We start from the raw sequence: 13295 nt of genomic DNA, 5'->3' as shown, positions 1-13295 counted from the left end.
GGCCTATACCGGCCAGGGCATCCACAACGCGTGGCAAGGGCCCGCTGGCGGGCACGTCATCGCGCACCCGGCGCGGCACATCGGCCACCAGCCGCATGGGATACTCCCCTCTGGCTGGCGTACCGCCGTTGCAGAGGATGGCATCCACCCGTTTAAGCCGGGTCACGGGTTCGCGCAGCGGCCCCATGGGTAGCAGGCAGGCGTTACCAAAACGGCGTACCCCGTCCACCACCACCAGTTCGATGTCGCGTGCCAGTCCATAGTGCTGCAGGCCGTCATCTGTGATGATGATGTCCACCTCGCCACCTTGTTCCAGCAGACGCACCGCATCGGCCCGCTTCGGTGCTACCACCACGGGACAGCCACAGCGACGGGCGATGAGCACGGGCTCGTCACCCGCCTGCGCCGTGCTGCTGTTGGCATCGAGCCGGTAGGGATAATAGGGCGCCTTGCCACCATAGCCGCGACTCACCACCCCGGGCCTGAACCCGCGGGCTTGCAACTGTTCCACCAGCCAGACCACGACCGGGGTCTTGCCGTTGCCACCCACCGAGATATTGCCCACGACGATCACCGGCAGACTGGCCCGATAGGCCTTGAACCAGCCACGCCGATAGGCGACGCGACGGGCACCGCTGATAATGGCAAACAGCAGGGCAACAGGGGCCAGCAACCAGCGCCAGCGGCTCTGGCCATACCAGAGTTGCTGCAGCATTAGCCCTTGTTACCCGCAGCAACGTTACCAAACTGGATGGCGCGCAGCTGGGCATAAGTGCCCTGGTTGGCCATCAGGACTGCATGGTTGCCACGTTCGACAATATGGCCCTCGTCGATCACCAGGATCTCGTCCGCCTTCTCTATGGTGGAGAGGCGGTGAGCGATCACCAGCGAGGTGCGCGCCTTGCACAGCTCGTCGATGGCAGCCTGGATGTGACGCTCGGACTCGGTATCGAGCGCCGAGGTCGCCTCATCCAGCAGCAACACGGGGGCATCGCGCAGCAGGGCACGGGCAATGGCAATACGCTGACGCTGACCACCGGACAGTGACGCTCCGTTTTCACCGACCACGGTCTCGTAACCCAGCGTCATCTTGCTGACGAACTCGTCGGCATGGGCAATACGGGCCGCCTGCTGGATCTCTTCCAGGCTGTAACGCTCTTCCGCCGCATAGGCGATGTTACTGGCGACCGTGTCGTTGAACAGGTGCACGTGCTGGGAGACCAGAGCGTACTGTTTGCGCAGCTCGCTCAGGCGGTACTCGCGAATATTGACACCATCCAGCAGGATCTCGCCCTGCTCTACGTCGTAGAAACGGGTCAACAGGCTGGCGATGGTGCTCTTGCCGGAGCCGGAACGCCCCACCAGGGCCACGGACTTACCCGCTTCCACCTTGAAGCTGACGTTGTTCAGCGCTGGCATGTCCTTGGTCGGGTAGGTAAAGGTGACGTTGCGAAACTCGATCTCGCCACGGGCACGATCCAGGGTACGGGTACCGGTATCCTCTTCCGGGGAGGTGTCGAGCAGACCGAACAGGCTCTGACAGGCAGTGATACCGCGCTGGAACTGGTTGTTCACGTCGGTCAGACTTTTGAGTGGCTTGAGCAGCATCATCATGGAGGTGACCATGACGGTGAAGGTACCCGCAGTCAGGGTCGCCTTGACCGAATCTATGGTGGCCACGTAGAGGAACACGGCCAGGGCAATGGAGGCCACCATCTGCACGATGGGGCTGCCGATGGCATCGGCGGCGACCATCTTCATGGTCTGCTGGCGCATGCGGTTGCTGACGCAGAAGAAGCGTTTCTCTTCGACCTGCTGGCCACCGAACATCAGCACCTCTTTGTGACCCTTGAGCATCTGCTCGGTCGAGGTGGTGATGTCACCCACCGCCTGCTGGATGTGACGGCTTATCTTGCGAAAACGACGGCTGATGAGGCCAATCAGAATGCCCACCAAAGGGCCCACCACCAGGAAGATCACCGACAACTGCCAGGAGTGCCAGAACATAAGACCGAGCAGACCGACCACGGTTGCCCCTTCCCGCACCAGCGAGACCAGCGTTGAACTGGCGGCAGAGGAGACCTGGCTGGCGTCATAGGTCACCTTGGCCAGCAGGTTGCCGGTGTTCTGGCGGTCGAAGAAGCTCATGGGCATGGCCATCAGGTGGCGGAACACCTGCTGTTGCAGTCGCATCACAACATGGTTGCCGACCCAGGCCATGCAATAGTTGGAGAGGAAGGTAGCGCAGCCACGCAGGGCAACGATGCCGAGCACGAAGAAAGGCATCCATTTCAATACGTTACTATCATTGCCATTGAGGCCCTGATCGATCAGTGGCTTGATGGAGTAGACGAAGGTGGTATCCACAGCGGCATAGCCCAGCATCCCTATGATGCCGCCGACCAGACCCAGCTTGCGATCCCGGACATAACCGAGCAGACGCTTGAAAATGGGCCAGCTGTCTTGTGAGGTTTCTTGTTGCATGAATAGCCGTTAATAAGGGAAATGACGGGGTATTCTAGCCAAAGCTTGGGCATCCACCAAGCACCGCCATCTCGAGAGCCAGAGTCATAACGGGAAATGACGGATTAATGCCCTCGCCAACACTTGCGCATCCACCCAGTATCGCCATCTTGACAGCCAACACCCGGTTCCATTTAGATAGATATGATGGATTATTTCCTGACCGGCTTCGGGTCAGCGGCCCCTCGCAGCTGCGGGTCCGGGCGGGACATGGCAGAGGGTGACGTGGGCCAGCCCACGGGACGCCACCAGGCGCCGCCCCGGCGATACCAGGGACCATGGTCGCGCTCGGCGCGAATGCCAAGTCCGTCAGCCAGAGGTTCAACCAGGATGGCGCCATCCAGCCCTGTGACCCACTGACTGGCCTGCTGATACCGGGCCACCACCTCGGGACGGGGAAAGCCCCACTGATTAATGAATCCTGCGCTATGCACCACATAGCGGGCATTCACCGCCGTGACGAAAGCCGGGGTGGACGAGGTCCGACTGCCATGATGAGGGCTCACCAGCAGGGTACTGGCCAGCTCGCCCCGATCCAGTGCCAGCAGACGGCGTTCAGCCTCCTGCTCTATGTCTGCACTGAGCAGGATGCGCCGGTTGCCGTCGCTTATCTGCAACACGCAGCCATCGTTGTTGTGGCCACGCCCCGGCTGCTCGGGCCAGAGCACGACAAAATCGAGCCCCTGCCAGCGCCACCGCTGGCCACGACGGCACAAGGTGGTGAGCTTGCCAAACTCGAACGAGGAGAGCTCATGACGCACCGGTAGCGCCCGCAATATCGCCCGACGGTTGCCAGCGTGATCCCTGTCCTTGTGGCTGATGATGAGATAATCCAGCACCTGCACATCGAGCCGGTTGAGCACCGGCAGGATAGCGGCATCCGCCATGTTGTAGCCACCGGGATAACGATCCCCGGTGTCATAGAGGATGCCGCGCTCCCCTCGGGTGATCAGCACAGACAAGCCCTGCCCCACATCCAGCACCCGCATTTGCCAGCGCACTGGCGTGGGCCAGGCTGCGAGCAAAAGGGCCGCGACCACAGGAATAAGTAGCGGGCGCGCCCCCGGCACGTGCCAGGCGCCCCAGAGCAGGGTCAGCAGGGCGCTCACCGGCATCACCCAGCCCGGCAGCGGCCACCAGAGCTGCCACTGACTGGCCAGTTGCGTGAGCACCCACAACACCCACTGCAACCCCAGATCCGCCAGCCAGAACAAGCCGTGGGCCAGCCAGCCCCAGAGTGGCGCCAGCAGGACGCCGATCAGCGCCAGCGGAATGATCCCGATGCAAAACAGCGGTAACGCCAGCAGGTTGAGCAGGAGCGCCAGCGGCGCTATCCCCTCGAACAACGCCAGTTGCAGCGGCAGCAAGCCGATCAGCAGCAAGCCTTGCAGCCGCACCAGACCGGGTTTTGCCTCCATATAACCCGCCGCCAGTAGCAGGGCTACCGCCATAAACGAGAGCCAGAAGCCGGCCGAGTAGAGGGCGAAGGGATCCCACAACACCAGCACCACAAAGGCCCACAACCAGATGCGATAAGCGGGCCACTCTCGCCGGCGCCAGCGCAGCAGGCTCCACACCAGCACCATGATGAGGGCCCGCTCCGTGGCCACCGCAAATCCCGCCAACCAGCTGTAGACTGCGGCAAACAACAAGGCGACCAGTATGGCCCCGCGCAGCCCGAACAGCCGCCCCAACCACCAGCCCAGCACAGCCACCAGCGCGATGTGCTGGCCCGAGATGGCGATAATATGGGTCAGTCCGCTGCCGCGAAACAACGTCCACTGCTCATCCGTGATACCGCTCTGCTCGCCAAAGGTGAGTGCCGACAACAGGGGAGCATGGGTCAGCCCCTGCCAACTGGCGGCGGCCTCAGCTAGCCAGCGCTCTCGCAAGCCCGGCGCGGCGGCTTGCGTCTCGATGATGCGGCGCAGGTTACCGGTGGCGGTGATCCCCTTGCCCAGCAACAGACGCCGTCCATCCATTCCCGCCTCGTTGGCCAGCCCATGGGCCGGTTTAAGAGAGACCACCAGCGTCATACGGCTGCCCGCCGGCAGCGCGGGCAGGGCCTGGTAGGCGTTGATCCTGACCAGCGGCTCCGGGGTCAGCGCCTGGCCATCAAGGGATGCCACCCGCAGCAGCAGCCGGACAAATTTATCGCCCTCGGGCTCTGCACTTTGCAAGCGTGCGGTTATGATATGGCTCACCTGCGCCTCCAGCTGATCCAGCCAGGCGAGCCGGTACTGCAAACTGGCCTGCATCCAGAGGATGCCGAGCAGCAGAAACAGCAGACGCCAGCAACGATAACAGGCGAGGGGGAGCGCGATCAGCAGCATCAGGCCCCCCCATTCCCATGAAGGTAACCATGGCCAGAGTAACGAGGAGCTTGCCCCCAGGGCAAACGACAACAAGCGCAGATCCATGGTGCAAGTATTTAGCAAGGTTTCAATATGCCCAAACGACTCATAAAACGCTGGATGCCTGATCAAGAGAGACTCAAGGAACACAAGCACTTACGGCTGTTCGGCAAGTTGCTGCTCGATGCCAACCTGTGGCATCTCAACCGGCGATCCGCCGCTGGCGCGTTCGCGGTCGGCCTCTTCATGGCCTGGATCCCCCTCCCCTGCCAAATGTTGCTGGCGGCCGGTGGTGCCATCGTCTGTCGGGTCAATCTGCCCCTCTCCGTCGCCCTGGTCTGGCTCTCCAACCCCATTACCATGCCCCCCCTGTTTTACTGCGCCTACCTGACTGGTTGTCAGTTGCTGGGCCAGCCTTCCCAGCACATCAATATCGAGTTCACTCTGGCCTGGTTGGTGTCGGTATTCGAGACCCTGGCCCCGCCCTTGCTGCTGGGTTCACTGGTGCTCGCCTTGTTGAGTTCGCTGATAGGCTATGCCCTGATCCGCACCTTCTGGCGCATCAGCACGGTACGCCAATGGCAAAAGCGCAAGGAAGCGCGGACATGCTGAGCCCGTGGTTTGCCCGTTTCAAGATAGATCCGGACACGTTACGCCAACAGAAGTGGTTCGCCCTGTTTGGTGACCGCCTGCTGGCACCCGCACTCTGGCAGGGGGGAACACGGGCCCTGAGTGGTGCCGTGGCAGCGGGCCTCTTTGCCTGCTGGATCCCGGTCCCCATGCATTCGCTAATCGCCGTTGCTCTGGCGTTGGCCTTCAGCCTCAACCTGCCGCTAGCCCTGCTGGCAGTCTGGTTCAACAATCCGGTGACGCTCCCTTTCATGTATTTCTATGCCTACCGCACCGGCTGCCTGGTGCTGCACAAGACGCCGGAGCCGTTTCATCTCATCTGGTCCCTGCACTGGCTGGAACACGAGGCCATGACCCTGGTACCTCCCTTCCTGCTCGGCAGCCTCTTGCTGGCGGTGCTGACCGCCGCCAGCGGCGCCGCCCTCACCCTGCTGCTGATGCAACTGGCCAAGCTGGCGCGCGTACGCTGACCGACCCCAGGTCAGGAGGACCCCTCTTGTCCTGACAAGGGGTCTCCTCATGTCCCTCTCCCTTGCCCGTCATGGCCAATCGCCACCCCCTCATCACCGGGCAAACGGCCCGGGCAAAACCGTCACCCTGCAGGTATTGGTGTTCTTGTTCAATGAGGCTCACCTGCTGTTCAACGATACCGATGAGGTGCGCACAGCAGGAACGAAAAAGCCCGCCAGGGATCCTGACGGGCTTTTACTGAGTACATCCATCACCGAGTAATAACGGCTCGCTTACAGCACCTTGACGATGGCCTCGCACAGAGGATCGATGTTGGCGCGGGTAATACCGGCCACGCTGATCCGGCCGGAGCCCACGATGTAGATAGCAAACTCGCTCTTGAGGCGCTCAACCTGATCTTTGGAGAGACCGGAGAAGGAGAACATACCGTTCTGCTCGCGGATAAAGCTGAAATCCTGGCTCACGCCGAGGGCAGCCAGCTTCTCTACCAGCAGCTCGCGCATCTCGCGAATACGCACCCGCATGGCCGCCACCTCTTCCACCCACTCGGCATAAAGGGCCGGGTCACTGACGATGGTAGTCACTACGGCAGCGCCGTGTGACGGGGGGTTGGAGTAGTTGGCACGGATGACAGTCTTGACCTGGGTGAAGGCCACGTCGGCAATTGCCTTGGTCGCACTGACCAGGGTGAAGGCGCCGACCCGCTCGTTGTAGAGGCCGAAGTTCTTGGAAAAAGAGCTCGCCACCAGCAGCTCGTTGTGGCACTCGGCGAAGATGCGCAGACCCTCGGCATCCTCTTCAATACCTCGGGCAAAGCCCTGATAGGCAAAGTCAAACAACGGCAGCCAGCCAGCAGCAGCACTCTGCTTGGCCAGGGCGCGCCACTGCTCGGCAGTGGGGTCGATACCGGTCGGGTTGTGGCAGCAGCCGTGCAGCAGCACCAGCTCACCTGGCTGCACTTCGGCAAGCGAGGCCTGCATGGCGGCAAAATCGAGCCCCTTGGTCGCGGCGTCGTAGTACTTGTACCACTTCACGGTCAAACCGGCGGCCTGGAACACGCTCACGTGGTTGGCCCAGGTGGGATCGGAGATCCAGATGGTCTTGGCCAGACCGTTACGCACCACGAACTCAGCGGCAATGCGCAGGGCACCGGTACCACCCGGCGCCTGAGCCGTCTTGGCACGACCGCTGGCGATCAAGGCGGAGTCCTGCCCGAACAGCAGTTGCTGCACGATGCGGCCGTATTCGATATTGCCTTCAATACCGAGGTAGTTCTTGGTCTTCTCGTCGGTGAGCAGCTGCTGCTCGGCTTGCTTGACGCAGTGAAGGATAGGGGTGGCACCGGTCTCATCCTTGTAGATCCCGACCCCCAGATTGATCTTGTGGCTGCGAGAGTCAGCGCGGAAGGCTTCGGTCAGGCCCAGGATCGGATCCGCTGGGGCGGCAACAACCTTTTCAAACATGGTATTCCCTGTATTCCGTTGAGTTCGTTGGGTGGCAAAGCGGCTTGTTAAACAAAAGCGCTCATCTGGCGAGCGCTTCGTCAACTCTTTATATCATCGTGCTTCATGGGGGAAAACCGCTTTCTCACCAACATCTGCGGCAATATCAACCGACCGCATGCCACTCTGACGCCAGTGCGCACACCTCGGCGGACAAACCACCATTGGACTCAACCAAGCTGCTACAAGCTGCCAACAAAGACTTGGGGATCCGGCTCGGTTCCCAGGGGCGACCATCACCCAACGGCTGGGCATAGGCCGACACTATGGGGGAAAAAGCAGTTGGCAACCACCAGCTGGCCGGACGGCCCAACCGCTGGGCCAGCGTCAGTGTCCGATCCACCCCGGCAGGATCGAAGGAGGTAAGGTGGCTCCACTGCACATTGGGCGGCAGGGCGGCCACTACCTGTTGCAAAGCAACTTGCGCCGCCATGGGCGCCCACACCAGCAAGATGCCGGGATCAAGGGGCAGTTCGGCAAAGACTCCGACGCTGTCGGTGGTGATCACCCGCTCGATGTTTCCCTCTCCCCAGAGGATCTTGCCAAGACCCGCCAGGGTTCGCTCAGGCAGGGCCACCTCGCCGAGTGCCTGCAGCCAGGGCGCCGCATCGATCAGGGTACCGCCGCAGAAGAACAGGCTGAAGGGCTGCGGCGCACGCAAGCGCAACAGCTGATCGGCGCAGAGCCCAATGCCCTTGTCCTCGAAATCGATCTGCTCGTTTGGGCTGAACGTTGCCCCTGATTTGCGATAGAGTGCCGCCAGCACCCGTTCGTTGACCTGCTCGCCCAACTGCCAGCCCTGAGCGTGCAACCACTCCTCGGGCTCGGGGGGAGCAGTGGCGATCTCGGCCAGCATCAGCTCGCGGGTCAGATAGCGCCGTCCGGCCGGGGTCAGCTCATAGCTGTGATTGCCAAGGGCGAGCAGCAACTGGTTGTCCTTGAGCAGGCCCACCAGCGGCAGATACTGGCGAGCCCGGATCACCAGGGGGGAGTGATCCAGTAGCTGGCGGGCCAGTTCCCGCCAATGCGGGTGACTGAAGTCAATCAAGCGTCATCCTCCCCTGTTTGTCGAACGTCCTTCAACGAGTTGAATAATCTAGCGATTCACTGGCGAAGAGCCAAGGACAAAAAAGAGACAACGTGAGCTGGCGCAGCATCAACGCGAGGAAAAAATACAGAGCAATAGAAGAGAAAAGAGGCGGGGATAGATAAAACAAAACGGCCAAGCAAGCTTGGCCGTTTATCAACTAAATCAGCACTAGGGCTAGATTAGAAGTTGTATTGCAGGGCAACAGTCCACTCGTCGTCCAGATTGTCGATACCCTGGATTTTGTACTCGGTGTACGCCTTCAGCTTGGAAGTGAAGTTGTACTGAACACCCAGCAGGAATTCATCAACCTGGTCTTGGTACTCTGCGCCAGCAGCGCTGGAGTTAACCTTGACTTCTTTGAAGTTGTAGCCAGCCAGCAGGGTCCAGGCATCAACGTTGTAAGAAGCAGCCAGCTCGTAACCACGGCCCTTGTCTTTGTCACCACCAGTGGAGCTGTCATAGCTCAGGTCGCCGCGGGTGAAAGCACCGGCGAAGTAGAAACCGTTGATGGCGTAGTGTGCGCCCAGTGCCCACTCTTCCTTGTCACCGGTATGGTTGTTTGAGGTGCTTTCCAGGTCGGAATAGGAATAACCAGCGTTCAGACCCAGACCGAAGTCGAAGTCATAGCCAGCGGCAGCGGCATAACCGTAGTTACGCTTAACATCCGGACCATAAATGGCAACTTCTTTGATGCCCTGACCCATATCAGTCACTTTGACGGCTTTGTCATCATTGGTCTGATAGGAGAGCTTGCCCTTGAAACCACCAATGGCGTTGGAGTAGATGATCTGGCCTTCTTGACGACCGTCGTAGAAGTTACCTACGTTACCCCATTCGTTGAAGATATCGGTCGGTTCCAGCACGTCGTAGAACGCGGTATCGGTCTGACCGAAGATGATCTTGCCGTACTGGGTACCGTCGAAGCCAACATAGATATGACGGGAGTCAAACTTGTTGTCGGAGTTTTCAGCAGAAACTTGCCATTCGGTCTTGGCGATACCGGACCAGGTGTTGTTCAGAGCGACTTTACCGGACCAGCCCAGACGGGAGGAACCAATCAGCTCACCATCAACGTTTTTGTAGCCAGAAGCGTCATTAGCATCAGCTTTGTTGTGCTCACCGTAGTAGTTAGCCTGAACACGGCCGTATATGTCAAAAGTGGTACCGTCTTTGTCATAGATCACTGCAGCGTTAGCGGCAGATGCAAACAGAGCCGGGATAGCAATAGCCAGAATTGTCTTTTTCATAGTTTCCAATGCCTACTGTAATTAAACACTAAGTTGTTGTTATTCCCTGTGTTAGCGATGTTCTTTGCATCACTATGCGATCGAGACTAGCACCGGGTTTTCCAATCCGCAATGAAAAAACTTGGAACTTCTTACGAAAAGCATGGTCATAGCGGAAAATTTGTGACCTGAATCGCACATTGTTTGCACCTTTTGGGAAAACGTTTACAGCGATAATGGCTGGCTTTAGTGGCCTATTCTGGTTAATTATCGCTCAGTGACGAGGACTCGCCTTATAAATAGAAGAAGAGGTCTGATCTGTGCGTTGCACCATGCCTCGACCCGGGTTGGCAGTTACGGGTATCCTGTCCTTCTTCACCCCCCGCAACGGTCTTTTCTTTCATGCTGTCTACCCGCCTCAAAGCCGCCATTCGCAATACCTATCGTCAAATCGCCGATGGGTTACCCGGTTTTGTGCCGCGCAAAGAGCAGAATTTTCTGGTGGCGGAGATCGCCAAGACCCTGACAGGGGAATATGACAAGCAGCGTCGCATCCTGGTGGCGGAGGCAGGCACAGGCATCGGCAAATCCCTCTCCTATGCCCAGGGCGCCATCCCGGTGGCGCGCCTGACCCAGAAGAAGCTGGTGATCTCCACCGCTACCGTCGCCTTGCAAGAGCAGCTGATCCACAAGGACCTGCCCTTTTATCACCGCCACAGCGAGCTGCCGTTTCGTTTCATGCTGGTCAAGGGGCGTCAGCGCTACTGCTGCGAACATCTGCTGGAGCAGGCCGCCAATGGCGCCGAGATAGCTAACTTCGAGTTCAACTTCGAGGCGCTGAGCAAGCACAAGCCGTCAGATTCTGACAAGGAGCGTTATCAAGCGCTGTGGCAAGCCTATACGGACGGGAAATGGGATGGCGACCGGGACAACTGGCCCAAGCCCATCCCGGATCTGTGCTGGGATCGCATCGCTGCCGACCGCCACACCTGCAACAAGGCGCTGAGCCATCATCAGCACTGCCCCTTCCACCGCGCCCGCAACGACATGGATGCCGCCGATGTGCTGGTGGTGAACCATGCCCTGTTGCTCTCCGATCTCACCATGGGCGGAGGCATCATATTACCGCCCCCCGATGAGTGTCTCTATGTGCTGGACGAGGCTCATCACCTGCCCACCATAGCCCGGGATCACGGCGCCGCCTCGGCCAGCGTCAAAGGCTCCCGTCGCTGGTTGGAGAAGCTGGTACAGAGTGCCGGCAAGCTGGCCAGAACGCTAAACAAGGACAGCCTGCTCGATCCGCAATTGAAGCTGCAGGATGCGCTGGCTTCCCTGCAACCGGATCTGAAAGCGCTTGAGCAGTGGCTCAGCGCCAACGACCGGCTGTTCAATGGTGAGGCACACTATCGATTCGCCGAAGGGGTGCTGCCAGACCCCCTGCCCATGCTGGCGGAAAACCTGAAAGAGGCGAGCAAGAAGGCGCTGCGGGCACTGGACAGGATGCAGGGCGCCATCGGCGAGGCGTTGAAGGATGGCGAGATCCGGCGCAAGGAGGCCGAGCCCCTGCTAGCGGAAAGCGGTTTTCACCTGCAGCGGCTGGAGAGTTTCTGTGCCCTGTGGGAGATGCTGGGACGCCATGTACCCGAGGGCAAGACACCACTCGCCCGCTGGATGGCCAAAAGCGACGATGGCGACATCTGGTTGCACGCCTCCCCCATCGAAGTCGGGTATCTGCTGGAGGAGTGGCTCTGGTCAAGGTGTCTGGGCGCCGTGCTGGTGTCGGCCACCCTCACAGCCCTCTCTTCGTTCAGCTATTTTCGCCACCAAGTCGGGCTGAAAGAGCACGACGGCACCCGCTATCTGCGTTTGCGCTCCCCGTTTGACTACCAGAAAGCCGAACTCTATCTGCCCAGAATGGAGCATGAGCCCAGCTCCCCCGCCTTCACCCAGGAGCTCATCAGTGCCCTGCCCCGCCTGCTGGCAGGCAAGGAGGCGAGCCTGGTGCTTTTCTCCTCCTACCGGCAGATGAACGAGGTAGCGGTGGGACTGCGAGCCAAAGGGCTCTCCTTGCTGGTGCAGGGAGAGGCCTCCCGCAATGCCCTGCTCACCCTGCACAAGCAAAAGTGCGACGGCGGCCAGGCCAGCATTCTGTTCGGCACCGGCAGCTTCTCGGAGGGGCTGGACTTGCCTGGCCACTACCTCACCAACCTGGTGATCACCAAGCTACCCTTTGCGGTGCCCAACTCGCCGGTGGAAGAGGCCACCGCCGAGTGGGTCGAAAAACGGGGCGGCAATCCCTTCCTGCAGCTGACGGTGCCGGAGGCTTCCCGCAAGCTCATTCAGGCCTGCGGCCGCCTCATTCGCAAGGAGGCGGACAGGGGCCGGGTCACCATACTCGACCGGCGTCTGCTGACCAAGCGCTACGGCAAGGGGCTGCTCGATGCGCTGCCGCCATTCAGCCGCCGGATTGAATAAGGTCTTGCCCCCTGCGGGAGAAGATCCGGCTGGCCCACCCCCCTTTTGATACCCAGAAAACGGTGGGTTGTCGGGCCAATACCTAGCGTCATAAACGCCTATTGCTGCCCTTGGGCAAACCTGTAAAAATGACCCCCTGTTTTTCAGTGGGCACTCGCCTGACTGTTCAAGGAGATGAAATGAAACTGACTGTTCTGGTGCCGGCTCTGGCTGGTCTGTTGTGGGCAGGTAGCGCCCTGGCCGATGCCCAATTGGAAGTCACCAACCCCTATGTCGTCCAGCTGATCGATGGTCAGCCTATCAATCCCAAGCTGCTCGACAAGTCCAGCACCTACCCCATCAAGGCGGGTGATCATCAGCTGGTCGTCGCCTTCGAAGGCAATTACTCCAGCCGCAGCGACATCAAGCTGGTGACCGCCGAGCCGCTGGTGATCAACTTCACCGCCGCCGACAATCAGAAACTGGTGCTGGATTACAAGAAGCCACGCAACGAAACCGAAGCAATACAGTTCGTCAAGGATCAAAAAGTGGTCCTGAAAGACAAGAGCAGCGGTCAAATCGTGGCCAGCGAGCAGTTCGTGCTGCCGAAAGTCGAAGGCTTCCAACTGACCCGTGACTACCAGCAAGAGCTGCTGGGTATGGGCAAGGCCTTCAACCAGCCGACCACGGTCGCCGTCTCCAGCGCCGCCGTCATGGCCGCCGCCAGCGCGCCGGTCCAGGTTGCCCCGAGCAAGGCTCAGAGCAACCCGGAAGCCCTGACCCAGCTGCAGAGCTGGTACAACAAGGCCGATACAGAAACCCGCAAAGCGTTCCAGATCTGGGTCATCCAGCAGCAGTAACGGCGCAGTGAATGCCATCGTGTGCAAGAAGGGGAGCCTGGCTCCCCTTCTTCATATTCGCCGTTGAGGCGGCGCGCACGCGCCTTGGCTGAAGCCATTGTCCTGGCCCCATAAAGCAAGAGGCGACCCCGAGGTCGCCTCTTGCTTTATGGGGCCTTACTCTTCTCTTGGCTCGACTTGGCTCG

Annotated in this window: 11 protein-coding genes; 5 read left to right on the top strand and 6 right to left on the bottom strand. The window is 60.1% G+C overall.

Annotation, left to right across the window (positions count from 1 at the left end; genetic code table 11):
- From lpxK to AAC083_RS07035, 3 genes are all read right to left on the bottom strand, one after another.
- The coding region (lpxK, locus tag AAC083_RS07045) for a tetraacyldisaccharide 4'-kinase (RefSeq protein WP_108536177.1) at positions 1 to 715 on the bottom strand (715 nt) is incomplete at its 3' end.
- Positions 715 to 2484 carry a lipid A ABC transporter ATP-binding protein/permease MsbA gene (gene msbA, locus AAC083_RS07040; protein WP_042036529.1) on the bottom strand — a complete coding sequence of 590 codons (1770 nt, stop codon included), beginning with the start codon at positions 2482 to 2484 and terminating at the stop codon, positions 715 to 717. The genes lpxK and msbA, both read right to left, overlap by 1 nt.
- A 191-nt stretch (positions 2485 to 2675) precedes the next feature.
- A complete protein-coding gene (locus AAC083_RS07035; RefSeq protein WP_258224624.1) occupies positions 2676 to 4943 on the bottom strand; it encodes a DNA internalization-related competence protein ComEC/Rec2 in 2268 nt (755 codons plus the stop codon).
- A 27-nt stretch (positions 4944 to 4970) separates the two neighbouring features.
- Between AAC083_RS07035 and AAC083_RS07030 the strand changes: the two genes are divergently transcribed.
- Genes AAC083_RS07030 through AAC083_RS07020 form a run of 3 tightly spaced genes read left to right on the top strand, consistent with a single transcriptional unit; the run spans position 4971 to position 6239 of the window.
- Entirely contained in the window at positions 4971 to 5489 is a 519-nt protein-coding gene (locus AAC083_RS07030; protein ID WP_042036528.1) for a DUF2062 domain-containing protein, read from the top strand.
- Positions 5483 to 5977 (top strand): DUF2062 domain-containing protein, encoded by a 495-nt coding sequence (locus AAC083_RS07025; protein ID WP_108536176.1) that lies wholly within the window; start codon positions 5483 to 5485, stop codon positions 5975 to 5977. The genes AAC083_RS07030 and AAC083_RS07025 overlap by 7 nt, the downstream gene beginning before the upstream one ends.
- A gap of 49 nt (positions 5978 to 6026) precedes the next feature.
- Positions 6027 to 6239: a hypothetical protein gene (locus AAC083_RS07020; protein ID WP_108536175.1), complete on the top strand. Its 213-nt coding sequence runs from the start codon at positions 6027 to 6029 to the stop codon at positions 6237 to 6239.
- Positions 6240 to 6250: 11 nt separating this feature from the next.
- Here AAC083_RS07020 and AAC083_RS07015 read toward each other — a convergent pair whose 3' ends face one another.
- From AAC083_RS07015 to AAC083_RS07005, 3 genes are all read right to left on the bottom strand, one after another.
- Positions 6251 to 7441, bottom strand: coding sequence for an amino acid aminotransferase (locus AAC083_RS07015; protein WP_108536174.1), 1191 nt, complete (start codon positions 7439 to 7441; stop codon positions 6251 to 6253).
- A gap of 145 nt (positions 7442 to 7586) precedes the next feature.
- Positions 7587 to 8528, bottom strand: coding sequence for a hypothetical protein (locus AAC083_RS07010; protein WP_181364675.1), 942 nt, complete (start codon positions 8526 to 8528; stop codon positions 7587 to 7589).
- Positions 8529 to 8749: 221 nt separating this feature from the next.
- A complete protein-coding gene (locus AAC083_RS07005; RefSeq protein WP_108536173.1) occupies positions 8750 to 9817 on the bottom strand; it encodes a porin in 1068 nt (355 codons plus the stop codon).
- A gap of 381 nt (positions 9818 to 10198) precedes the next feature.
- Here AAC083_RS07005 and dinG point away from each other — a divergent pair, with 381 nt between their 5' ends.
- Both dinG and AAC083_RS06995 read left to right on the top strand, forming a co-directional pair.
- Positions 10199 to 12271, top strand: coding sequence for an ATP-dependent DNA helicase DinG (gene dinG / locus AAC083_RS07000; protein WP_108536172.1), 2073 nt, complete (start codon positions 10199 to 10201; stop codon positions 12269 to 12271).
- A 179-nt stretch (positions 12272 to 12450) separates the two neighbouring features.
- On the top strand, positions 12451 to 13110 hold the full coding sequence (locus tag AAC083_RS06995; RefSeq protein ID WP_108536171.1) for a YccT family protein: 660 nt from the start codon (positions 12451 to 12453) through the stop codon (positions 13108 to 13110).
- Positions 13111 to 13295: the final 185 nt, after the last annotated feature.

Origin of the sequence: Aeromonas sp. HMWF014 (assembly GCF_963878295.1) — a bacterium.
Lineage (GTDB): Bacteria > Pseudomonadota > Gammaproteobacteria > Enterobacterales > Aeromonadaceae > Aeromonas > Aeromonas popoffii.
The sequence above is the reverse complement of the archived record's forward strand: the minus strand, read 5'-3'. Positions and strand labels throughout refer to the sequence as shown.

Coding starts and splice junctions, on each gene's coding strand:
- msbA (WP_042036529.1), bottom strand. CDS start 2,484: ATGCAACAAGAAACCTCACAAGACAGCTGGCCCATTTTCAAGCGTCTG.
- AAC083_RS07035 (WP_258224624.1), bottom strand. CDS start 4,943: ATGGATCTGCGCTTGTTGTCGTTTGCCCTGGGGGCAAGCTCCTCGTTA.
- AAC083_RS07030 (WP_042036528.1), top strand. CDS start 4,971: ATGCCCAAACGACTCATAAAACGCTGGATGCCTGATCAAGAGAGACTC.
- AAC083_RS07025 (WP_108536176.1), top strand. CDS start 5,483: ATGCTGAGCCCGTGGTTTGCCCGTTTCAAGATAGATCCGGACACGTTA.
- AAC083_RS07020 (WP_108536175.1), top strand. CDS start 6,027: ATGTCCCTCTCCCTTGCCCGTCATGGCCAATCGCCACCCCCTCATCAC.
- AAC083_RS07015 (WP_108536174.1), bottom strand. CDS start 7,441: ATGTTTGAAAAGGTTGTTGCCGCCCCAGCGGATCCGATCCTGGGCCTG.
- AAC083_RS07005 (WP_108536173.1), bottom strand. CDS start 9,817: ATGAAAAAGACAATTCTGGCTATTGCTATCCCGGCTCTGTTTGCATCT.
- dinG (WP_108536172.1), top strand. CDS start 10,199: ATGCTGTCTACCCGCCTCAAAGCCGCCATTCGCAATACCTATCGTCAA.
- AAC083_RS06995 (WP_108536171.1), top strand. CDS start 12,451: ATGAAACTGACTGTTCTGGTGCCGGCTCTGGCTGGTCTGTTGTGGGCA.